General features: G+C 45.2%; 16 protein-coding genes and 2 pseudogenes. 11 read left to right on the top strand and 7 right to left on the bottom strand.

The window, feature by feature from the left end:
- Window positions 1-14 precede the first annotated feature (14 nt).
- Window positions 15-2,300 carry a class 1a ribonucleoside-diphosphate reductase subunit alpha gene (gene nrdA / locus BMX14_RS12925; RefSeq protein WP_092677439.1) on the bottom strand — a complete coding sequence of 762 codons (2,286 nt, stop codon included), beginning with the start codon at window positions 2,298-2,300 and terminating at the stop codon, window positions 15-17.
- A 344-nt stretch (window positions 2,301-2,644) separates the two neighbouring features.
- On the bottom strand, window positions 2,645-3,376 hold the full coding sequence (gene ubiG / locus BMX14_RS12920) for a bifunctional 2-polyprenyl-6-hydroxyphenol methylase/3-demethylubiquinol 3-O-methyltransferase UbiG (RefSeq protein ID WP_092677437.1): 732 nt from the start codon (window positions 3,374-3,376) through the stop codon (window positions 2,645-2,647).
- A gap of 170 nt (window positions 3,377-3,546) precedes the next feature.
- On the opposite strand from ubiG, the gene gyrA reads away from it, so the two are divergent.
- Together gyrA and rcsC are read left to right on the top strand one after the other, a co-directional pair.
- Entirely contained in the window at window positions 3,547-6,180 is a 2,634-nt protein-coding gene (gene gyrA, locus BMX14_RS12915) for a DNA topoisomerase (ATP-hydrolyzing) subunit A (RefSeq protein WP_092677435.1), read from the top strand.
- An 85-nt stretch (window positions 6,181-6,265) separates the two neighbouring features.
- Entirely contained in the window at window positions 6,266-9,115 is a 2,850-nt protein-coding gene (gene rcsC / locus BMX14_RS12910; protein ID WP_092677606.1) for a two-component system sensor histidine kinase RcsC, read from the top strand.
- A gap of 31 nt (window positions 9,116-9,146) precedes the next feature.
- Here the strand turns inward: rcsC and rcsB are convergent, their stop codons facing one another.
- Window positions 9,147-9,794: a response regulator transcription factor RcsB gene (rcsB, locus tag BMX14_RS12905; RefSeq protein ID WP_092677433.1), complete on the bottom strand. Its 648-nt coding sequence runs from the start codon at window positions 9,792-9,794 to the stop codon at window positions 9,147-9,149.
- Window positions 9,787-12,441 carry a phosphotransferase RcsD gene (gene rcsD / locus BMX14_RS12900; RefSeq protein ID WP_177173154.1) on the bottom strand — a complete coding sequence of 885 codons (2,655 nt, stop codon included), beginning with the start codon at window positions 12,439-12,441 and terminating at the stop codon, window positions 9,787-9,789. Before rcsD ends, rcsB begins: the two co-directional genes overlap by 8 nt.
- Before the next feature lie 515 nt (window positions 12,442-12,956).
- Here rcsD and ompC point away from each other — a divergent pair.
- On the top strand, window positions 12,957-14,072 hold the full coding sequence (gene ompC / locus BMX14_RS12895; protein WP_092677429.1) for a porin OmpC: 1,116 nt from the start codon (window positions 12,957-12,959) through the stop codon (window positions 14,070-14,072).
- A gap of 60 nt (window positions 14,073-14,132) precedes the next feature.
- Here ompC and BMX14_RS16595 read toward each other — a convergent pair whose 3' ends face one another.
- On the bottom strand, window positions 14,133-14,297 hold the full coding sequence (locus BMX14_RS16595; protein ID WP_177173153.1) for a hypothetical protein: 165 nt from the start codon (window positions 14,295-14,297) through the stop codon (window positions 14,133-14,135).
- Window positions 14,298-14,461: 164 nt separating this feature from the next.
- On the opposite strand from BMX14_RS16595, the gene apbE reads away from it, so the two are divergent.
- The gene (apbE, locus tag BMX14_RS12890; RefSeq protein ID WP_092677427.1) at window positions 14,462-15,502 is read left to right on the top strand and encodes an FAD:protein FMN transferase ApbE; all 1,041 of its coding nucleotides are present in this window, start codon (window positions 14,462-14,464) and stop codon (window positions 15,500-15,502) included.
- Window positions 15,503-15,512: 10 nt separating this feature from the next.
- Window positions 15,513-16,133: a DNA oxidative demethylase AlkB gene (gene alkB / locus BMX14_RS12885; RefSeq protein WP_092677425.1), complete on the top strand. Its 621-nt coding sequence runs from the start codon at window positions 15,513-15,515 to the stop codon at window positions 16,131-16,133.
- Here the strand turns inward: alkB and BMX14_RS12880 are convergent.
- Window positions 16,128-16,862 carry a 4'-phosphopantetheinyl transferase family protein gene (locus BMX14_RS12880; protein ID WP_177173152.1) on the bottom strand — a complete coding sequence of 245 codons (735 nt, stop codon included), beginning with the start codon at window positions 16,860-16,862 and terminating at the stop codon, window positions 16,128-16,130. The genes alkB and BMX14_RS12880 overlap by 6 nt on opposite strands.
- A gap of 165 nt (window positions 16,863-17,027) precedes the next feature.
- Here BMX14_RS12880 and BMX14_RS12875 point away from each other — a divergent pair, with 165 nt between their 5' ends.
- Complete coding sequence (locus tag BMX14_RS12875; protein ID WP_092677421.1) at window positions 17,028-17,288, top strand: hypothetical protein; 261 nt, start codon at window positions 17,028-17,030, stop codon at window positions 17,286-17,288.
- Between the two features lie 167 nt (window positions 17,289-17,455).
- A complete protein-coding gene (locus tag BMX14_RS12870) occupies window positions 17,456-18,394 on the top strand; it encodes a DUF535 family protein (protein ID WP_092677419.1) in 939 nt (312 codons plus the stop codon).
- A 175-nt stretch (window positions 18,395-18,569) separates the two neighbouring features.
- On the opposite strand, the pseudogene BMX14_RS16940 reads toward BMX14_RS12870, so the two are convergent.
- Window positions 18,570-18,750 (bottom strand): annotated as a pseudogene (locus BMX14_RS16940) (recombinase); the annotation flags it as partial.
- Between the two features lie 77 nt (window positions 18,751-18,827).
- Between BMX14_RS16940 and BMX14_RS12865 the strand changes: the two are divergent.
- The 4 genes and pseudogenes from BMX14_RS12865 to BMX14_RS16935 all read left to right on the top strand — a co-directional run bounded on the left by BMX14_RS12865 (window position 18,828) and on the right by BMX14_RS16935 (window position 21,540).
- Window positions 18,828-19,427, top strand: a pseudogene (locus BMX14_RS12865) (IS1 family transposase).
- Window positions 19,428-19,658: 231 nt separating this feature from the next.
- Complete coding sequence (locus BMX14_RS12860) at window positions 19,659-20,543, top strand: GNAT family protein (RefSeq protein ID WP_092677417.1); 885 nt, start codon at window positions 19,659-19,661, stop codon at window positions 20,541-20,543.
- A 448-nt stretch (window positions 20,544-20,991) separates the two neighbouring features.
- Window positions 20,992-21,309 (top strand): phage gp6-like head-tail connector protein, encoded by a 318-nt coding sequence (locus BMX14_RS12855; protein WP_177173151.1) that lies wholly within the window; start codon window positions 20,992-20,994, stop codon window positions 21,307-21,309.
- 27 nt (window positions 21,310-21,336) lie between these two features.
- Window positions 21,337-21,540 carry a hypothetical protein gene (locus BMX14_RS16935; protein WP_092677413.1) on the top strand — a complete coding sequence of 68 codons (204 nt, stop codon included), beginning with the start codon at window positions 21,337-21,339 and terminating at the stop codon, window positions 21,538-21,540.
- The last annotated feature ends 1,488 nt before the right edge of the window (window positions 21,541-23,028 follow it).

Genomic DNA, 23,028 nt, shown 5'->3' with positions numbered 1-23,028 from the left:
AGCCGGTTCAGTAATTAGATCTTACATGCTCCGCCTGCACAGCCATCGTCTTCCGCTTCAGGTAACAGATCTTCTTGGGAATCTTCGGCACCGTCACGCGTGTTTTGATAGTAAAGTGTTTTGACGCCGAATTTGTACGCCGTCAGCAGATCTTTGAGTAGCTGCTGCATCGGGACTTTCCCACCGGTGTAACGCGTTGGATCATAGTTAGTGTTTGAAGAGATCGCTTGGTCGACAAACTTCTGCATAATCCCGACAAGCTGTAAGTATCCATCATTGGAAGGCATTTCCCACAGCAGCTCATACTGGTCTTGTAAGCGCTCATATTCTGGAACAACTTGGCGTAAAATACCGTCTTTCGAGGCTTTGATACTGACATAGCCGCGTGGGGGTTCGATACCATTGGTTGCGTTAGAAATCTGTGATGAGGTTTCTGATGGCATCAGCGCTGAAAGCGTTGAGTTACGTAAGCCATGCGTCTTGATTTCTTCACGTAAGCTTTCCCAATCTAAATGCAGAGGTTCGTTGCTGATCGCATCCAAATCTTTCTTATAGGTATCGATCGGTAAGATCCCTGCAGCGTAGGTCGTATCGTTGAACCATGGGCAGGCACCTGCTTCTTTCGCTAATTGGTTTGAGGCTTTCAATAAGTAGTATTGAATCGCTTCAAAGGTTTTATGCGTCAGATTATTCGCCGACCCATCGGAATAACGCTTACCATGTTTCGCTAAGTAGTAAGCAAAGTTGATCACTCCTATGCCCAACGTACGACGACCCATCGCTCCGCGTTCTGCGGCAATCATAGGGTAATCTTGGTAATCAAGCAGGGCATCAAGCGCACGCACGGCGAGGGTCGCCAACTCTTCTAGCTCGCTTAGATCGTTGATCGCGCCTAAGTTAAAGGCAGACAGTGTACAGAGCGCAATCTCACCACTTTCATCATTGATATCGTTTAACGGTTTCGTTGGCAGCGCGATTTCTAAACATAAGTTCGACTGGCGCACAGGGGCAACCGCCGGATCAAACGGGCTATGAGTGTTGCAGTGGTCAACGTTTTGAATATAGATACGGCCCGTTGACGCCCGCTCTTGCATCATCAGGGCAAAGAGATCGACGGCTTTGATTTTTTGCTTACGAACGGCGTCATCCGCTTCGTACTGTGTATAAAGACGCTCGAATTCTGCTTGGTCAGCAAAGAAGGCATCGTACAACCCTGGTACATCCGATGGACTGAACAGGGTGATGTCGCCGCCTTTCACCAGACGTTGATACATCAGTTTATTGATCTGTACACCGTAATCTAAGTGACGTACACGGTTACCCTCGACACCACGGTTGTTTTTCAGCACGAGTAAGCTTTCAATTTCCAGGTGCCACATAGGGTAGAACAGTGTCGCGGCACCGCCACGGACTCCACCTTGCGAGCAGGATTTCACGGCAGTCTGGAAGTGTTTGTAGAAAGGGATGCAACCGGTATGGAAAGCTTCACCGCCACGGATTGGGCTACCTAATGCACGAATTCGGCCAGCATTGATGCCGATCCCGGCACGTTGTGAGACATATTTAACGATAGCGCTCGAGGTTGCGTTAATCGAGTCTAAGCTATCGCCGCATTCGATAAGCACACAGGAGCTAAACTGACGGGTCGGGGTCCGCACTCCAGCCATGATTGGCGTAGGCAGGGAAATTTTAAAGGTCGACACGGCATCATAAAAACGACGGATGTAATCGAGGCGAGACTCTTTCGGATAAGCAGAGAACAGGCACGCTGCGACCAGGATATATAAAAACTGCGCACTTTCGTAGATATCACCGGTGACGCGGTTTTGAACTAAATATTTGCCTTCAAGCTGCTTCACCGCGGCGTAAGAGAAGTTCATGTCACGCCAGTGATCGATGTAGCTGTCGAGTTCAGCAAACTCTTCTTCTGTATAGTCGTTCAGCAGGTGGGCATCGTATTTACCCAGCCCGACCATCTTTTTGACATGGTCGAGTAAGACCGGCGGTTCAAATTGACCGTAGGCTTTTTTACGCAGGTGGAAAATAGCGAGGCGGGCGGCCAGGTACTGGTAGTCTGGCGCATCGCGCGAAATCAGATCCGCCGCCGCTTTGATGATGGTTTCATGGATATCAGAAGTCTTTATGCCATCATAAAACTGGATATGAGAGCGTAGTTCAACTTGTGAAACGGAGACGTTGTTTAATCCCTCAGCAGCCCAATCAAGTACTCTGTGTATCTTATCCAAGTTGATACGTTCTTGCTGGCCATTGCGTTTAGTCACGAGCAGACTCTGATTCATGCAGGAGTTTCCTATTGTTACGGAAGTCTTAGGACGCTACCTATTAACAAAGTTATGCACAGTCGTATTTGTGAATAAGACTGTGGATAAACACTACATGTAGTGTCTTGCTGCTAATGAGGTAACAATATGATGTTTTATTGTAGTGGGAATTAAGGACTATACAAGTATAAAATTATGCTAAGAATGGCTTGTTTTTTGCGAAAACCGCATGGGAAAAGGGGGAACGCCTTGTCAATAAAATAAGGCTTTTTTTTTCATCCTTAATTCGTATGATGAGAATTCGGTCAAATTGATGATTCGTGCGTCAACTTCCCTTCCTCATTAAAGGAAGGGAGATGTTTTTAGCGAGGGAGAGGATAGTGGGTATGGATCATATAGTTGACATCGACATTACCGCCCAATGAAAAACGGTTTGTGAATGGATTGTAATGTAAACCTGTCATATCACGCTCTTTCAGGGGGGTTTCATCAACCCAGCCTAATAATTCGGATGGGCGTATGCATTTTTTAATGTCATGGGTACCCTTAGGCACCATCCGCAACACATACTCCGCACCAAAGATTGCCATTAGCCAAGCTTTAGGATTGCGGTTGATGGTCGAGAAAAAGACTTCACCGCCCGGTTTGACCAGACGTGCACAAGCAAGCACCACGGAGTGCGGATCCGGGACATGTTCCAGCATCTCCATACAGGTGACCACATCGTATTGCCCTGCGTACTGATCAGCGTGGGCCTCAACGGTCTGCTGAACATAATCGATAGTGACTTGGCTTTCTAAGGCATGCAGTCTGGCCACAGCCAGGGGTTCGGCACCCATATCAAGGCCTACCACTTCAGCGCCTTCTTTAGCCATGCTTTCGGCTAAGATCCCGCCACCGCATCCCACGTCCAAGACTTTTTTCCCATACAACCCTTGGCACTGTTGGGAGATGTACCCTAATCGCAGAGGATTGATACGATGAAGTGGCTTAAATTCCCCTTCAAGGTCCCACCAGCGACTCGCAACCGCTTCAAATTTTGCAATTTCTTGTTGGTCAACGTTCTGTTTTTCGACTTCAAATTGGTCACTCATCGACACTTACTCCTAAGATATGTCAGCTCAGTATAAACGCTTCAACGCACTTCATCACCTAAGGATTACGATAAGTGGAGTTAGTGCGGTTGAGAGGTGCATCTGGCGGGTGAAATGTGTTATGATTCCGTTCTTTATATTAGGTAATATTCTAGAGGGATAGCGGCTCCATGAGCGACCTTGCAAGAGAAATCACACCGGTTAATATCGAGGAAGAGCTAAAAACCTCCTACCTCGATTATGCCATGTCGGTCATTGTTGGCCGCGCGTTACCCGATGTCCGTGATGGATTGAAGCCTGTTCACCGTCGCGTGTTATTCGCGATGAACGAATTGAGTAACGACTGGAATAAACCATACAAAAAATCTGCCCGTGTCGTCGGTGACGTTATCGGTAAATATCACCCACACGGTGATTCAGCAGTATACGATGCGATAGTCCGTATGGCGCAGCCATTCTCCCTCCGTTATATGCTAGTAGATGGACAAGGTAACTTCGGGTCAATCGATGGTGACTCTGCCGCTGCGATGCGTTATACCGAAGTGCGCATGGCGAAAATTACCCATGAACTGCTTGCCGATCTTGAAAAAGAGACTGTAGACTTCGTTCCTAACTATGACGGGAATGAGCAAATTCCTGACGTCCTGCCAACGCGTGTCCCTAACCTACTGGTTAATGGATCCTCTGGTATCGCTGTTGGGATGGCGACCAATATTCCGCCTCATAACATGACGGAAGTGATTAATGGAACGTTGGCTTATATTGACGATAACGAAATTTCGTTAGAAGCCCTCATGGAGCATATTCCGGGACCTGATTTCCCGACCGCGGCAATCATTAATGGACGCCGCGGGATTGAAGAAGCTTATCGCACCGGCCGGGGTAAAATTTATATTCGCGCCCGTGGAGAAGTGCAGGCTGACGCGAAGACTGGCCGCGAAACTATCGTTATTCACGAGATCCCTTATCAAGTTAACAAGGCGCGTTTGATTGAGAAAATCGCTGAGCTGGTTAAAGATAAGCGGATTGAAGGGATCAGCGCACTGCGTGACGAGTCTGATAAAGACGGTATGCGTATCGTTATCGAGATTAAACGTGATGCGGTCGGCGAAGTCGTATTAAATAATCTCTACTCGCTAACCCAATTACAGACCTCTTTCGGCATTAATATGGTGGCCCTGCATCAAGGCCAACCTAAAATTATGCCTCTCAAGGATATCCTTGAGGCCTTCGTGCGTCACCGCCGTGAAGTCGTTACTCGTAGAACCATTTTTGAACTTCGTAAAGCTCGCGATCGTGCGCACATCTTAGAAGGTTTAGCGATAGCGTTAGCGAATATCGATCCGGTCATCGAGTTAATTCGCCGAGCGCCAACGCCCGCTGAAGCGAAAGCAGGGCTGATTGCGCAAGGTTGGGCATTAGGTAATGTCTCGGCAATGCTGGAAAAAGCGGGCGACGATGCTGCGCGTCCTGAATGGCTGGAAGAGCAATATGGTATTCGGGGTGATACTTATTATCTCACCGAGCAACAGGCCCAAGCTATTCTTGACCTTCGTCTGCAAAAGCTGACCGGTCTTGAGCATGAAAAACTGCTGGATGAGTACAAAGCGTTACTTGAAGAAATTGCAGAGCTTCTGCATATTCTTGGTAGCGGCGAGCGCCTGATGGAAGTGATCCGTGAAGAGCTGGAAGCCGTGCGCGAACAGTTTGGTGACGAACGTCGTACTGAAATCACCGCAAACAGCGCTGATATCAATATCGAAGATTTGATTAACCAAGAAGACGTAGTGGTCACCCTGTCGCATCAAGGTTATGTCAAATATCAACCGTTATCAGACTATGAAGCACAACGTCGTGGCGGTAAAGGCAAGTCGGCCGCACGAATTAAAGACGAAGACTTTATCGATAGATTGCTGGTGGCTAACACCCACGATACGATCCTTTGCTTCTCCTCACGAGGACGCCTCTACTGGATGAAGGTTTATCAATTACCTGAAGCAAGCCGTGGCGCACGGGGCCGTCCAATCGTCAACTTACTGCCGCTTGAGGCGAACGAGCGGATCACCGCTATTCTGCCGGTAAAAGAGTACGCAGAAGGGGTTAATGTCTTTATGGCAACGGCCAGTGGTACGGTGAAGAAAACCGCATTGACCGACTTCAGCCGTCCAAGAAGTGCTGGGATCATTGCGATTAATCTGCGTGAGGATGATTCGTTGATTGGCGTCGCCTTAACCAAAGGTGAAGACGAAGCGATGTTGTTCTCGGCAGCAGGTAAAGTGGTCCGCTTCTCTGAGCAAGCGGTAAGAACCATGGGCCGTACCGCCGCAGGTGTTCGTGGAATTAAATTGGCTGCAGAGGATCAGGTTGTGTCATTGATTATCCCCGATGCAGAAGGGGCAATCATGACCGTCACGGAAAATGGGTTTGGTAAGCGGACGGCGACTCAAGAGTACCCAACTAAGTCTCGTGCGACCCAAGGGGTGATCTCAATTAAAGTGACCGAGCGTAACGGTCCTGTGATTGGCGCCGTACAAGTGGTGGACAGCGACCAGATTATGATGATCACTGATGCCGGGACCTTAGTCAGAACGCGTGTATCCGAAGTGAGCATTGTAGGGCGTAACACGCAAGGCGTTATCCTTATCCGTACTGCGGATGATGAGAACGTCGTAGGGTTACAACGTGTCGCTGAGCCGGTTGCAGAAGAGGAACTTGATGCCATTGATGGATCAGTCCCTGAAGGCGAAGATAGTTTACCCCCTGAAGTCGATAACGAGGACGATGAAGTCATCGATGATGAGTGATAAACTCGCAACATAAATGAAAAAGGCATCGTAAGATGCCTTTTTTAATCCTGCCATGGCCTATATGAAAAAGAGAGCGCTTTACGTGAAATATTTAGTCTCTTTTAGGACCGCGATACGTGTCTCACGCTATCTTTTTCGTGGCTTGGCAGTGGTTATGTGGCTTGTGGGGATATTGATCTCTCTCTTTACCCTGACACAAGTGCTCAATCAAAAAGAGAATCGTCTTCGTGAGCAGCTCTTTAGTTCCTTCTCACAAACACAATCTCATCTCTCACATCTTGCCGAGGCCGTCCGCGGACTGAAATACGTTGCCGAGAACCAACTTAATCGGCCAACGCTGACGGGAGGTGAGGTAGCGTTGGCCCCTGCAAACGCTCCGGCATTAGGCGCCAATAGTGCTGCTATTTTCTCTCTTTCTGTGGGGGCTGACTGCCAACAGACGTTTTCACCCTGGCGGAATGCGCTCGCCACACTCAGCCAATATCTGCATGTGCTCGACAGTCAGTACGCCTCTACCTATGAACTGAGTAATATCTACCTTGTTGACCAGCAGAGTAGCTGTGCCGGCAACTTTATGTTTAATGAAAGCAGTTTGGGCCAAGCCGGAAGTAGAACGATATTACGTGATCATCAATTAGTCTTTCAAAGTGCTAATGATGAAGCCTTACGTAATCCACTCTATTGGATAGCCAGCGGGGCAGCCCGCGCTACCGGTGGCATCTTTATGAGTATGCCAATCTACTCGGGCAATCAGCGGATTGCCGAGATTGTTGTGGAGCAAAACATCAGACTCGATGATGGCCTAGTGGTCGGTAATCTCCCGATTGAGTCGTTTATTACTGATCGAAATAATCGCTTATTACTCGCCAACAATGATTGGTCGCTGCAACCCATTATCTCGTCGCTGCCGAGCAGTAAACAGTGGTTCGGTTATGTCGATAATTACCGCTATCTGGTACTTAAAAATAGTTTAACCCCTGGCCCATTCAATATGGTCTACCTGGTCCCGACCTCGATTCTTTTCGACCAGATGCGATTAATGTTGCTCAACACGCTATTATTGAATCTATTTACCGGATTATTTTTAATCTGTTTGACGCTAATGTTCGAAAAGCGGATGTTTGTCCCGGCCTTTAATAACGCGTTACGGCTTGAGGAGCATGAACAATTCAACCGTAAAATCGTCGCCTCGGCGCCGGTAGGGATCTGTATTCTCCGTACCAGTGATGGCAGCAATATTCTTAGTAACGAACTCGCGCATAATTATCTGAGCGTCTTGACCCCCGAAGATCGGGTTAGAATTGGTGAAATCATCCGTGGTCAAGAAGTTAACTTTATGGATGTGTTGACTGCATCCAAAACTAATCTTCAATTGAGTTTTGTGCATAGCCGCTATCGTAATGAAGATGTTGCGATTTGTGTGCTGATAGATGTCAGTGCACGGGTGATGATGGAAAAATCGCTCCAGGAAATTGCCGACAGTGCGGAGCAAGCGAGCCAATCTAAATCGATGTTCTTGGCGACCGTCAGTCATGAATTACGTACGCCGCTATACGGCATTATCGGGAATCTTGACTTACTACAAACCCGTGAACTGCCGGAAAACATTCACAGCCTAGTGCAAGGAATGAATAACTCTTCCGGGTTATTACTGAAGATTATCAACGATATTCTCGATTTCTCGAAGATTGAATCCGAGCAGTTAAAAATTTCCCCGGTCAGTTTCTCACCGAGCGAAGTGCTGTCCCATGTTCAAATGAACTATCTGCCATTGGTTGTCCGCAAGCGGTTAACCTTATGGTGTATGGTCGAAGCTGATGTACCGCAGACTATGCTCGGTGACCCAATTCGTTTACAGCAAGTCATCTCTAATATACTGAGCAATGCCATCAAGTTTACCCATACAGGCGGCATAATTCTCCATCTTTGGTGTGAACACGGCTACCTCCATATCAGAATTCGTGATACTGGCATTGGTATCCGTCAGCGCGATGTTCAGCAACTTTTTGATCCCTTTTTCCAAGTTGAAGGAAAAGCGCAGCGTAATTTCCAAGGAACCGGCTTAGGCTTGGCGATTTGTGAAAAACTGATCAATATGATGGAGGGCGATATTACGGTGTTATCTGAACCGGATATCGGCAGTGAATTTACCTTGCGGCTTCCTATTTGGCAGGCGGATTTCCAACAGGATTATGGTGAGCTACGCGGCAGAACGGTGGCTGTGTTAATTAATAACCGCTATTTTTCCGATTATATCGTTCGACGTTTACAGGCTTTGGAACTTGACGTGACCACCCAGCTGCCGACAGCCGAGCAGGGAATAGAACTGGTGATTACCGATAATCAGGCGCTATTACTTCATCGGCAGTTAAAACAGGAATGGGTCCTGTTCTCTGCGTTACATAATGATAAATCGATTCGCACAGCTGAAGGGTATTGGCTCATTTCAACGGCGGAAGCCTACCAACTCCCTGAGCTATTAGCGCAACTTTGGCAAAGCTCCCCACAGAATACCAAAGGCGAGCAGCTTGGGGTAATGCCGTCGATTGATGAGCAGTCAGGGCATCTTATCTTAGTGGTGGACGATCATCCCATTAACCGCTTGTTACTCAGTGAACAATTGACCACGCTTGGCTATCGCACTCGCACAGCGAAAGACGGAATTGATGCCTTAGAGGTGCTAAGCCTCGGCGATATTGATTTGGTGCTAACCGATATTAACATGCCAAACCTTGATGGTTACGGCTTAGCGCGTCAACTACGTGGTGATGGCTACTGTTACCCGATTATCGGTCTTACTGCCAACGCGTTAGCGAAAGAACAACAACAGTGCATAGAGGCAGGGATGGATGATTGCCTGTCTAAGCCAATTACCTTAGAAGAGCTACAGCAAGCACTAGGAAAGTACTTATCGAAAGCTAACAGAGAGTAAAGGCTTTTAGTTACCTCTACTCTCTACTTGATTACTCGTCTATGCTGGAATGACTCACCGAAGAGAGATAGTTGAGCAAGGCGATGTCATTATCGACGCCTAATTTCATCATCGCCGATTTCTTTTGGCTACTGATGGTCTTAATACTGCGGTTAAGTTTACGCGCGATCTCAGTTACTAAGAAGCCTTCTGCGAAGAGACGTAATACTTCACTTTCTTTCGGAGAAAGGCGTTTGTCGCCGTAGCCGCCTGCGCTTATTTTTTCAAGAAGACGCGCGACCGAATCAGGCGTATATTTTTTGCCTTTTTGCAGAGCGGCTAACGCTTTAGGCAGATCTGTCGGTGCACCTTGCTTAAGAACAATTCCTTCAATATCCAAATCGAGCACAGAACCTAAAATTGCCGGATTATTGTTCATAGTTAAGACAATGATCGATAAATCAGGGTAATGGCGTTTGATATATTTAATCAGTGTGATGCCGTCGCCGTATTTGTCTCCAGGCATGGAGAGGTCGGTAATCAGGACGTGTGCATCAAGTTTACCTAAGTTATTAATTAGCGTAGTAGAGTCTTCAAATTCGCCCACAACGTTTACCCATTCGATTTGCTCTAAGGATTTACGGATTCCGAAGAGTACAATTGGATGGTCGTCTGCGATAATTACATTCATATTATTCATTTTTTTGGCTACCTTGCTGTAACAGCGAATCGACATAATTTTGTAATTCACTAATACTGTTCGTAATGTTCAATTTTTGGTGTTGCTCTATTTGACTCTCAATCTCCTCACAGATTGTTTTTCCTTTTTGCAAAGTAAGCATGGCAAAAACACCCTTGAGTCGATGTGCAGTCAGGGCAAGCGCAGAGTAGTCGTCTTGCGTTATTTCGCTCCGCAGCTTATCCATATCTTCTTTAACGGTCTGTTCAAAGATAGAGTAATACTCTGAACTTTCCCACAATGACGTCGATACTGCTTCCTCTCCCTGTGATATTACATCCTCTCCAATTTGTTGCTCTATTAACGCCATAATGGCATCAAGGATAGAACGGCTAATGTTGACATTAGCTTGCCTTTGACGGGGATCACTGACCAGCAATTCGCTGTTAGTTGAAAGTAAGACTCCCCAATCGTCGAGTTGTTCCACATCATCGGTAATCATGAGGTCACATTGTTGACCCGAGTAGCGATCTTCTGGAAAATCATATTTAGCTCCCCAGCGCAGTAGCTGCCGACAGACGATATGGCGAATGTCATCGGCGACGATACTGACCAGCACTCTGACATCTTCGAGGAGCTTTCCTTCATCCTCTGTGACATCATTCTCTGGCGGTAGCACAAGTTGCATTTGATAGCGGGTACCAATGTGACTTTTCGATTCGATGGTCAATGCACTATCAAACAGCGCCAAGAGCTGTTTACAAAAGAACAGATCGAGACTAGTCGAATAGTCGGCGACCTTGGCGCTGACTGCACTGATAAACGGAAAATCGATATTTTCCTGTTCCTGTGCTGAGAGCCCCGGCCCAGTATCAACAATTTCAAGCAAAAGTCGATCAGCAAATTCCGCACTTTGCGAAATCTTTAATTTAATTTTGCCCCACACTGTATTTTCAATGGAATAGCGAAGTACAGTTGTAATTATCTGAAAAATAAGTGTCTCATCGCCCAACCGTGTCGATTGCGTTAGCTCACTATTATCTACTACCAGAAGTACTGCTTTTTCGGTGATCATAGGTTGGTTTTCAGCGATCACATCGTCTAAAATCTGCTGGAGATCGACGCTCTGGCGGTTAACAGGATATTTCCCCGATTCGACTGTATTCAGCATTTCAATATTGCGGGTTAATCTGCTCAGAGAGCGTACACCTTGCAGCAAGCTATGAGGTAGCAGCGTGGGCGTTGTGACGAGTAACTCAGCCACCGCCGCATCGACTTGGTACATGGGTCGGCTAAAGGTGTTGCTCAACTGTTCGAAGAATTGACGGCGTAAGGTATGATTTTTCTCTAGCATGGCTTGAGCATTCTGTAGTTGTTGACTGACCAGTTGCTCACGATTCTGTTCGCGGAAGGTGAATATGTGGTAGTGGCTGATAATCTGGCTGGTGTGATGGCGTACTTGATAAATTTCGTTATTCACCGTCACCTGTAACAGCTCGAATGGGTTCGATGACATATCAACCATTTTTTTAAAATTCAGATGTTGCACCAGGTGGTCTGACATGTCGTTTGAAAGCAGAATTTTCCCTTGGTTAGCATCATAAATTAGATAGCCCATCGGAAAATTTTTGACGAGTTCTTGAGTGAATTGCTGAAGTTTCTCAACCCAAGGGTCGACCTTATTAGTCGGCTGCGCTTTATTTTCGTGCACGAAAAACAACGCGCCTGCGGTTAAGAGGATCAATGCGAACAATATTAAATAAACAGGCAGCAGTTCATCGATCATGGCATGGAAGACGGTCATTAGCGGTAAATGGTAAGTTACCGTTAATGGCGCACCCGAGACGGGCCGAAGGAGATCAATACTCAAGGCAGACAGGTTTAGGAAATAACTGCCCTTAGCACTCTTTTTTGTTACTGACTCTTCATTATGAATTTGTAAGGCGGAGAGATCCAACGCGTTATTGTTCAGATCATCGAGAGGCAAATCAACGGCGAGAATGGTTGCCAAGTGCCCAGGCTGATTAAAGGTTGTCCGTAAGGTGATAAAGGCGCCACGAGAAAGTAGTTGATTACGACGTAACGCGGAAAAACTCTCTTTTTCATCCAGCGTATTGGATTGCTGAAGCATTTCATTCCGCCGCCCGGCAATTGAGGCGGCGATGTTACGCCCTTCATAACGGTTCAGCGTCTTAATCAAGTGACCGTTAGTAATGACTGCCAGGCTGTTATCTTCACCATTGAGGTAATACAAGGCCCACGTCAGTTTAGCCGAGGCCCAAAGCGTTTCGGTATATTGTGAGATCTGAGCGGCAAGGTTCTGGGTAGCCAGCTCGTGCTCGCCAAAGATTAATGTCTCTATTTTCGGTGAAGAGGTACTGACCGCGAAAATACCGGGTTGAAGGGTTGACTGGTTTACCGGCCCGGGTAGCGTAGCCGTCGTACCTTGTGTGGCCGAGTCAAAAATCTGCCATGAGATATAACGGTATTTTTCGATACGATTTTGTAGCGAATGTGTAAAGCTACTCAATGACGAACCCTGTTGTTCAACAATGGCTGAACTGCTGCTGTAAATCAGGCTGATAAACGAAATGATTAGAAGCGTGAGCAATACAATAAGTAGCTTACGTAAGTTATTCGGTGTCATTTCAGGAATTTTGAACAGCATACAGGTCTCAATTTGAGGCATTAAGGGAGTTCAATTATGCCAGATCTCATTGAGTGTGTAACGGGTGTGAGGGGGAAACCACGGGGCGGATAACAAAAACAGATAAAAAAATACCGAGCATAAGCTCGGTAAGAAGTAGGTGAAAACTTATAAAAATAAGTTAAAAAACAATAATGAATATAAATGATGATAGCGAGGTGATAATAGTACTTAGAGGGCTAAACGTTTGTACATTCAGTGCGGAAACGAAACATCGCGTAGATACGTCAGAGAAATGGATAAATGAAAATTATCAATCAGTGTCATTACTTGTCATCCACTACAAGTATAACTAAAATTTATATTATTAAATTTACATTTAGACATAAATAAGAAACACATTGAAATATCTTCTGTGCTTTAGTAACTTCCGCATTGACAATTTTCCGCTTCAAAAATTAATTATAGTCAATGAAGCGTTTTTTGCATAATTAGTTGACATTTTTTCAGGATTACGGTTTTCGAGGAAAATACAGATGAAAATCCGCGCTCTTTCTTTGCTCGTTCCAGCACTTATTATGGCAGGTTCCGCAAGTGCTGCAGAAATCTACAATAAAGACGGTAATAAATTAGATTTATTCGGTAAGGTCGACGGCTTACATTATTTTTCTAAAGATGATGGGAATGACGGCGATCAATCTTATATGCGCTTTGGCTTCCTAGGTGAAACGCAAGTTACCGATCAATTGACCGGTTATGGTCAGTGGGAATACCAAGTTGCCCTGAACAATGCTGAATCACAAGGTACAGCAAATAACTATACTCGTATTGGTTATGCAGGTTTACGTTTTGGTGACGCAGGTTCAATCGACTACGGCCGTAGCTACGGTGTTATGTATGATATTGCTGGCTGGACCGATGTATTGCCTGAGTTTGGTGGTGATACTTATGGCGCGGACAACTTCTTATTCCAACGCAGCAATGGCTTAGCGACTTACCGTAATAATAATTTCTTTGGCTTAGTTGATGGTCTTAACTTCGCTGTTCAGTATCAAGGGAAAAACGGTAATGCGACAGAGTCACCTAATGGTCGTGATGTCCTAGGGCAAAATGGCGATGGTTGGGGGTTAAGCTCTACCTATGATTTAGGTAACGGACTGTCACTGGGTGGTGCACTCTTTGCTTCTGACCGGACTAACGACCAAAACGGTCGCGGAAATTATCGTAATATTCAAGGAAGTGGCGATAAAGCGACAGCGTATTCCGGTGGTTTAAAATATGATGCGAACGGCGTATACCTTGCGGCCATGTACACACGCTCTTATAACGCCACAAAATTTGGTGACACCAGCTCTACTGCTTACGGTTATGCCAACAAGGCCGATAACTGGGAGTTAGTGGCTCAGTACCAATTCGACTTTGGTTTACGTCCATCTTTAGCCTATGTGAACTCACGTGGTTCTGATTTAGGTCAATACGGTAATCAGAATCTTAAGAAATATGTGGATGTCGGCGCGACCTATTATTTCAACAAAAATATGTCTACCTATGTTGATTATCAAATCAACTTGATGAAGAACAACGACTTCACTCAAGCTGCAGGCATTACTACAGACGATACTGTCGCTCTAGGCCTTGTTTACCAGTTCTAAGGGTATCTCGGCGCATAAAAAAACAGGATGCTCAAGCATCCTGTTTTTTTTCGCTATGCTTTAATTTTGAGTAGGTGGCGGCGAGTCGACTTCCGCTAAGGTCACGGACTCTCTTATGCAATAATGCCCTTCCATAAACATCCCATTAGCACTGAATCCGCCTGCAATAAGCCACTGATCATAGAGCGCACGACATTGAGTGAATAACTGTTGAAGTGTTTGCATAAGCTATCTCCACATTGAGGGTTTTACAATCGATGCAAAGATAGTGCCAACCTTAGCACCGCTCGACACGTGTGTTGAGGCATAATCAGTAAAATAAAGGCTCCGTTTCGGTGCATGCCAAGAGTAGAGTGCGCCAAAATCGCTCAACGACACAGAGAGTGGCTATGCAATTATCAATAGTTCGCCAAACATTATTATTACTCGTTTGCTCGGTCTTAGTCGGCTGTGACCGTTCATCTCAACCCGATCAGATATTCCAAGGTAAAACTATGGGCACGGTCTGGCGAGTGACCGCAGGCGGTTTGACTCCTGAGCAAGTAAAACAGTTACCACAATTGATTCAGCAACGTCTCGACGCAGATGATCAAGAGTTATCGACGTGGAAAAAGGATTCTTGGCTCTCGCACTTTAATCAAAATCCAAGCCTTGATCCCCAGCCAGTCAGTGATAATGTTGCCGCCATCATCACTCGTTCACTGTATGTTGGACGGATGACTGAGGGGGCAATGGATATTACGATTGGTCCCCTCGTTAATCTTTGGGGCTTTGGTCCTCATGCAGTGCCGACCCGTACTCCTTCAGCCTCGCAAATTACAGCAGCACGAAATCGAGTGGGCTTACAACACTTGACGCTCAGTGAAACGATAAATGGCAGTACGTTACGCAAAGATATTCCCGATCTCTATGTCGATCTTTCTACGGTCGGTGAGGGATTTGCCGCGGATCACTTAGCAAGACTCATGGAACAGCAGGGCGTGCGAAATTATCTCGTCTCGGTGGGGGGAGCACTTATTTCCCGTGGTCAGCCTCAGCAAGGTCAACCTTGGCGAGTGGCTGTACAGAAGCCTACCGATAAGGTGAATCAAGCCCAGGTAGTGGTAGATCTACAGGGGCATGGAATTAGTACCTCCGGCGATTACCGTAATTATTACGAATTAGAAGGTAAGCGGATATCTCATATTATTGATCCGAGTACCGGGCAACCGATCGAACATCATCTGGTCTCCGCAACTGTTATTGCCACTACTGCATTGGAAGCGGATGCGTGGGATACCGGATTGATGGTGTTAGGGACCGAAAAAGCGAAAGCCTTGGCGATGCGCCTTAACCTTGCGGTGTATCTGATTACGAAACAAGGCGATGATTTTGTAGGATGGGCGTCGCCTACGTTCAACACGTTTATAGTTAACAATCAGAGTCACTAACGGGGGAGAAATGTTTGATTTTTTCGAAGATGAAGCACCTTGGCAAGAGCCGCTCGCGTCCGGTGCAGTAATCTTGAGGCGTTTTGTACAAGGGGATGACGACGCGCTTTTTCGAGAGATAAATCGTATCGCCACGCAGAGCCCTTTCATTCATCGTATAACACCGGGGGGGGTTAAAATGTCTGTCGCCATGACGGGCTGTGGCGCGGCGCAGTGGCTTTCAGGGAGAGATGGCTATTTGTCTAATGCTGAGAGCCTACCGCTCAGTGACACACTCCTAGCAGTTGCGCAACGTGCAGCCATCGCGGCCGACTATCCAGACTTCGTTCCTGATAGCTGCTTGATCAATCGCTATGCGGTAGGCAGTAAAATGACATTACACCAAGATAAAAATGAGCGCGATCTCCATCAACCTATCGTCTCAGTGTCACTCGGTTTACCTGCGGTATTTCTGTTCGGTGGCCGACAACGTAGTGATAAGACCAATAAAGTGTTATTGGAACACGGCGACGTGGTGGTGTGGGGGAGGGAATCGCGTCTCTGTTTCCATGGTATTTCGCCCTTGAAGCCCGGTATTCATCCACTTACCGGGCCTTATCGCTTTAATATCACCTTTCGCAAAGCGCTATAATGTTTTCCTCGCTACCCAACTCATGACTTCTGTGTCGGTGAGCCAATAATGAATGTCCCAGTGTGGATGATGGCTCGATATAGGTTGCGCGACGGCAGATAAGTGCGCCGTCACCCTACCGATATGGGGATCACAGGCAGTGATTGTGACTTGTTCAAACCCAAACACTGTTTGCACCTCAGGATAGACCGCTTTGTAGACGGTTTCTTTCACAGAGAAAACCAACGTTGTTGCCTGAGATAATGAAAAACCGGCTGAAGTTAGCAGAGATAGCTCTTCATGGGTCATGATCATCGATCGAAGTTCTGCGGCTTTCTGCTGGGTCAACATCCGCTCGATATCGTTGCCAACCCATGTCGGGTAGCTGTCGATAAGGGCAAATGTTTTGTGATCATGATGTGAAAGGGATCCTACTTTGCCCGTTGGCCAGATCGGTGAACGGTCAGGCCGATTAAAAAGTTGGAAGTTCGGGATATCGATAGTCTCTAACAGTTTCGCCACTAGCCAGCGGCTCGCCACATATTCCGCTTGGCGTTTTTTGACCGCATGGCGCAGCGCCTCGGGCAGCACCAAGCCGAACTGACGGGTGAGTTGCGGCGTGAAAGCACTGGGATCAAAGAGACAGCACGCTGCGCGTAGAGGGTCTGTGCTCACTTCGGCCTGTAAAATAAAAGGCAGGCATGGCTCGAGCGGTTCGATTTGAAAGGTTGGGGGGAGCAGTCGAGGCATAATCCATTTCATCACGTTAGAGAGAGGATTCAGAATACCGACTAAATCACCTCGCCGCGAGTAAAAGTGTATGACTTACTATTGCGGATTAATCTGAAGGCGAACCGCAGAATTTTTGCCAAGCTTAGGACACACCCAAAAATTAATGATAGAGGAGTTGTCGTAATGAGCGAAGTAGAAAAAACTCAACTGGATTATTTTCGTGATGTGACCTCGCAATTAAAGGAGATGCGCCATTATGCGCAGAACAACACTGAGACGCTTTCAGCACAGTGGTTAGCGTTTGACGCGGGTGAATACAAGCATAAAGAATTTGCGGATCAAATTAATACATTACTTAACGAGCAAGGTAAATTACTCGATAATATTGATGCGACAATTCAGAATATTGATATTGAAATCAATCATCAAGAGCAAGAAAGCTAAAATCTTCTGAGCAGCTACGGCTGCTCTGTTTTTTCCTTCTGTTTAGATTCCGTTAAGATTACGTAAGTAAACCCCTATTCCGTTGAGAATGCGTTGAGAAAATTCCCGTTATTCTGTGGCTGAACCGCGTTAACTCGCGCCACTCTGCATAGAATTAGGATATTTCGATGGGACGTTTTAGAACTTGGCGTAAAAATAATCCAAAGTGGAATGAAGCGCTTAGAAAATTTAATTTTTATAAGCGCGCCTGCCGAACTCTAGTCAGTCATCCAGTGCTTTATTGGCGCTATTTCCAGTTATGTCAGCGTTCGCTAATTGCACAGCAGGTTTCACAACGTAAAGAAGTCGTGAGTCTAGCTGCACGTCCTTTTAATAAATATCTGAACAAACACTGGACTATCAAGCAAAAGCTGGCCTCTATGTCGACTACGCTACAGCGCCTCGACCAGAGCATTGATCCACGCTTTATCCCAACGTTATTTAGTGATACCTCGACGGGGCTGACGATTGCGACCTTAGAATTAAAAAACGACGAGCAGGCAACCCTCAGACTGATGCATTCCCGCTTTGTTCGCGAAGGGGAGATGGGGCTTTATCTTTTTGCACCAAATAGTGAGGCACCGTTATATAGCCTGACGTATTCGTTCGATGCCACTGGAAAAACACTTTACCTCTGCGGCTTACAAGGTCCTAAACCGGGTGAAGGACAAGATCAGGTTAGAGCGATAACCAAAGCGATGTTTGGTTTGCGGCCAAAAAATCTGCTGCTGTCCGCCGCCTATGCGTTAGCCGATAGCTATGAGGTAGAGAAAATTTGCGGGATAGCCGATAGCCACCACATCAAATCGCACCACCTTAAGTCGAGTTATGATGCCTTTTGGGCAGAACTCACCCCAGAGGTTGATGGGCAGGGATGGTATCAACTTCCACGTCAGGAAGCGGAGCGCAACGTTGAGCAGGTAGAAAGTAAACACCGATCAGCTTTCCGAAAACGAGAAGCCCTACGCCAGCAGATGGCGCTGGATATTGTTAATCATCTCCAACGTATTGCTGACCATTCTCAACCCCAAGAAGCGGCTCGGACATTACAAGTGTCGAATGCATAAAACACCCTTGCTTACTTCATCGTTCAGTGAGATGGAGTGAGCAGGGTAGAAAAGTTAATGAAACTAACCGGCCACCGATCGAGTGGTTATTCTTTTGGGGCCATTCTCCCCCCTATCGCTCTTATTGACTCACCTAAGGTTAAAGAAAGGCTGTTCATCAACCCTTACCGTCTCAAATAAATTTCAGTGCTGACCCGATAGGTATCGCAACATGAGAAGCTTCCTTTTGCTGCACTGTCTTCAGGTGAATATGTAGCGTTCCGAATAATTCATCCTCTGGCTGATAACCCTACGCAACCGACGATAACTTAATTAGGTTGTTTTATACGTGAAACCTCAAGCCTTGCATGATTCGTCTATAGAGCAAGGTCGAATTTGAGATCTTATCATGGCAAGCACTACTGTTCATTTTCCCCGCTGTCACTCTGCTTAAATCTAACGGTATGGTCAAAACCCTAAGGGGGCTGACTGTTTTCGCTGCCGCCAAAAAAAATTACGCAGATGCCATTCAATGGTGCGGGTGTCCGTGATACAGCAAGAACGCTTAAAGTGGGTATTAATAACGTTATCCGCACTTTAAAAAACGCTCACCAAAACGAATAATCTCCTCTCCGCTAATACATGCTGATATTGCACTTATCTGTGAGCGTGATGAGCAGTGGGAGGTTGTCGGCAGTAAAGCTCAAGCATACTGGATCTGGTATGCCTCCAACACAATAACGGGTACGGTGTTGGCGTTTACGTTTACATTCGGGTCAAGAACAGATGATACCTGTTATGAGCTATTGTCTCTGCTTACACCTTTTCTACTGATATGATAACCAGCGATAACGGGGGGAGTTGTGCAAAAGAAGTACCTAGAGATAAGCATTTTACGGGAAAAATCTTCACCCAACGTATTAAGCGTAACAACCTCACACTCAGAACCCGAATGAATCGCCTAGCTCGGAAAACGATTTGCTTCTCATGCTCTGTTGAGTCGCATGAAAAAGTCATCGGTGTCGTCATTGAGAAATACTTGTTCTACCAATAGGATGCCTCCGCCGATTATGAACCATTAGAGTAATTTATGTTTACTTACCATTTATTCATTAAATGCTAATATTTCCCCGGCAGTAATGAATGGCGTTAGGTACAACATGATAATTATTGTCAGTGGTAAAGGTCATCGAAATCTCTATACGCTAAGAGGCTTTGAGGTTATTAGGAATGGACTTTAAACAGTTTGGTAGTATTACCAAAAAAATATGGAGATATTAATCCTATGATTTTAGAAAAAATATCTGGATGGGAATTATCCAACTATGAAAACTATTGCAAAGCGTATGCGAAATTTGGAGGGGCCGTTTGTAATCACCCAATCATGTTAGATTTTCTTGAAAAGAAAAATCCTAATCGAATTAAGTTTTATCATAGAGAAGTTAATGGTGAAATTGTAGGTGCATACTTTACTGATGAACATTCAAACTTAAAGCATAATTACAATAAAATACCACTTATTTTTGAAAATATAATACTCCCTATATGTCCGGAAAAAGGTAGGTGCTATCTTCCTGTAAAGACCAAAGCATTATCAATTAGACATAAAAAACAGTTTTTCAACGCAAGCTATGGTCTACTTAATCGTAGATCTGTTTGTATTGTAAAAGAGAGATTCTCTAAAAAGACCCTGAAAAAAAGACAAGCGGAGACAAGAAAGTTTCTTGCCAATGGTGGTGGAATTTTACCTGTGACATCATTTAATAGTACTGAGTTAAGTCGCATATATCTTTCATTGATGGGGCTTCGCTGGGATAATAAGTATGATGAAAATGATATTAAAGAACTTTCAGAGTTTATTGAATCAATTCGACCCATGATTTTTGGTAATGTGTTAATGTTTAATGGTAAGCCATGTGCATACGATTTGATTTACAAAGCTGAATGTAATAATTGGATATATTTTGATGATCATAATGGTAGTATTGATATAAGTGTGAAAGATTTCAGTCTTGGAAGTATTTTATTATCAGTAAATATTGCTGAAGCCCAACGAATTTGCCAGGATGCGAATAAAGAATTTATATTCAGCATTGGATTATCTAATAAAAAATGGTCATATAAAAATATTTGGGCACATGAGATGAAGTTAGGGAAAATGATTTTCTAAGAATATTTCCCATTTTTTCTAATAGGAAATATAGGTGATGACATCAATCTATTGACTGGCGGTGATGGGTAACGTTACCAGTATTTTAATATATTTTTACTTACTACATCAGGATCTCTTGAAGTAGTAAGATATTATGACCCTCATCTAATGCAATAATCATCAAGTTACTAGTCTTAGAAAAATTAGTAGGTGTATTGCTACGCCAAAGCTCTAGCTGAAACTGATAGCGAATAAAACCACTACTCGTAGCAGGTCAGGTTATCGCAGAAGGTGAAACATTTACTGTAAAGAACAACGTGGATGTGGACTTATTTTACTCGGATACGCAACGCTAGCGGAGATCAAAAGGGTCGACGTCGATAGCCAAAGTGGCGTCGTAGCGAAATCACCCAAGGTGTTTGTGGAAAAAAGGCGGTCAATAATCCTGACGATTAAGCAGGTTAAATTGTATTGCCGTATTAATGCAAGTAATACGGATGAAGCCGAAGCCGTATGGATCTCGGCAAAAATAAAACTAGCCTCGCGTTATGTTGAAGCCTACACCCGTAGGAAGTTATTCGAATCAGCAGACGATGATAAGTCTCTGAGAGAATCGTTTCGGCTTCTCTATGATGCTGATATTGAAACCGCAATGCTTAGTTGGGCAACTGGTACGCAGATAGGGACGCTGTCATCACCAATGGTAGCGCTTCTGCGGTCGATCTCGCTGTCTCAAAGTGATGGTCGCCAATGGGTTAATTGTGAGATTGATGCAGCAATATAAACGCACAAATATTAACCAGAGACAGCTATGGCCTTCCTATTCCCCGCAATAGATTACGTAGAAGCAAGACTTACTCCCGCGTCACTTATGCACGTTAGCCAATCCTCGATCACCATTCTAACCGACGAGGGATATGCTGTGGCCGAACCTGGCTATAAAGTGACGCGGGCTGCTCGATGTAAAGGGCAAGCTGATGTTTGCCGACGTGGGGTATGGGAGTTTCAAGACTAACGATGGCGTTATCGAGGGTGACGATATTGATAATGCCTGAGTGATAGGGGGAGTGACTTTTATGGTCAAAAGCCTCGACTGAGGCGGTACTTTTACCCTCTTTTTACCCTTGGCAAATATCAGACATAAAAAAAGCAGCCGTAAGTGGCTGCTTTTTTTAGGGATTTTTGGTCGGCACGAGAGGCTATGAACTGGTATCATAAGTGTATGATTTATAAAGTCACGTCATTGTAAAATATCTAAACGTAGTCCTAAACGTAGTCCTAAAAATAATTCTTACCCCATTTTTGACGCTCTTTCTTGCCTCAGTTTATTCAGCCGTCCAGTGAGTAAATTCCCTCATATTTTTTTATTAGTTAGATCCCCACGGTCAGCCATCGAGTAACAACCTCCCCGTAATATCCCCGTTAAACCTTGCCGTAATCTTATTCCCTTCATGGGGTAGGGTAGGCCACTACCTTTTTTGTGTAGTAGGTCTATGGGGTGGCGGTCGTTTTTATCAATTAAATCAGCCAGCTCAATTTTGAGCCACGTTACCCCTCCTCAATTTTGAGGGGGGGTTCTAAATGTGTGTTAAACACATGATTAAAAAGCAAAGCGTAGAATTGCGCTCTGGTCGCCTTGATTTGAAGGGAACCTATAGAGTGACGGTCACAATAATTTTGTAACCCCCTGATTATCTCGACAACGTAAATCTGCGCTTTCGATTATCGCCTCTAGGTGCCTCCGATTTCGGAGCTTCCTACTTTGTGCGTTACTGTCGGTAACTCTCAGATAATGAGCTAAGGCAATATTCTGCCTTTGTGAGCCAATCTCATTGGCTTCCAACTAACAGGGTAAGCAATGTTTACTCTGTCGATGCTTTCGATCACCAGCTAACAGGGTAACTATCGGTAACTCTGTTGTGAGCCCCTGCTAGTGGCTGGCAAATATCTATGTACGCACTATCGACATATCCCGATAACGTGTCGATTTTTTGGCACTTCATCGATATGAGGCTTCTGGATTATCGGTATTACGAAAGATTCGTAAAACTTAACTACGGAATTGTCGCAGTTATACTCTAAGCCCGAATCAGGGCTTTGCTACCTACCGTTACGGGAAACACCGTATCGCTAATCACCACAAATTAGTGGTTTAGCACTTAAAGGGTAAAACTGCCGCCTGATTTGTCGGTAGGTCTTTCGTATGTACTTACGATAGTTTAGCAGGTCACCACCGAAGCTACGAAAATAGCTTCACCTCTTTAATCCGGTTTTGCAATCATCGCTGCTCACTCACACTTTATTATAAATATAGAAAAACACGTTAGTTCAGTTGGTTCAGTTGGTTCAATTTGTAAAGACGTTTGTTTTAATTAGTATTTTTCTCAAAAAGTGAACCAACCAAAATACGTTTTGAACCAACATTGAGTATGAGTGAACCAACATTATCACGGCTTATTTACTGTCTAACGTTGTCTTACAGTGGTAAAATTACTCACTATCT

The sequence above is a fragment of the Rosenbergiella nectarea genome (assembly GCF_900111105.1).
Lineage (GTDB): Bacteria > Pseudomonadota > Gammaproteobacteria > Enterobacterales > Enterobacteriaceae > Rosenbergiella > Rosenbergiella nectarea.
This window is presented reverse-complemented; position numbering and strand designations above follow the sequence as displayed.

Bases quoted from the DNA above. Each gene is read 5' to 3' on its own strand.
- nrdA (WP_092677439.1), bottom strand. From the start codon at position 2,300: ATGAATCAGAGTCTGCTCGTGACTAAACGCAATGGCCAGCAAGAACGT.
- ubiG (WP_092677437.1), bottom strand. From the start codon at position 3,376: ATGAGTGACCAATTTGAAGTCGAAAAACAGAACGTTGACCAACAAGAA.
- gyrA (WP_092677435.1), top strand. From the start codon at position 3,547: ATGAGCGACCTTGCAAGAGAAATCACACCGGTTAATATCGAGGAAGAG.
- rcsB (WP_092677433.1), bottom strand. From the start codon at position 9,794: ATGAATAATATGAATGTAATTATCGCAGACGACCATCCAATTGTACTC.
- rcsD (WP_177173154.1), bottom strand. From the start codon at position 12,441: ATGCTGTTCAAAATTCCTGAAATGACACCGAATAACTTACGTAAGCTA.
- ompC (WP_092677429.1), top strand. From the start codon at position 12,957: ATGAAAATCCGCGCTCTTTCTTTGCTCGTTCCAGCACTTATTATGGCA.
- BMX14_RS16595 (WP_177173153.1), bottom strand. From the start codon at position 14,297: ATGCAAACACTTCAACAGTTATTCACTCAATGTCGTGCGCTCTATGAT.
- apbE (WP_092677427.1), top strand. From the start codon at position 14,462: ATGCAATTATCAATAGTTCGCCAAACATTATTATTACTCGTTTGCTCG.
- alkB (WP_092677425.1), top strand. From the start codon at position 15,513: ATGTTTGATTTTTTCGAAGATGAAGCACCTTGGCAAGAGCCGCTCGCG.
- BMX14_RS12880 (WP_177173152.1), bottom strand. From the start codon at position 16,862: ATGCCTCGACTGCTCCCCCCAACCTTTCAAATCGAACCGCTCGAGCCA.
- BMX14_RS12875 (WP_092677421.1), top strand. From the start codon at position 17,028: ATGAGCGAAGTAGAAAAAACTCAACTGGATTATTTTCGTGATGTGACC.
- BMX14_RS12870 (WP_092677419.1), top strand. From the start codon at position 17,456: ATGGGACGTTTTAGAACTTGGCGTAAAAATAATCCAAAGTGGAATGAA.
- BMX14_RS12860 (WP_092677417.1), top strand. From the start codon at position 19,659: ATGATTTTAGAAAAAATATCTGGATGGGAATTATCCAACTATGAAAAC.
- BMX14_RS16935 (WP_092677413.1), top strand. From the start codon at position 21,337: ATGGCCTTCCTATTCCCCGCAATAGATTACGTAGAAGCAAGACTTACT.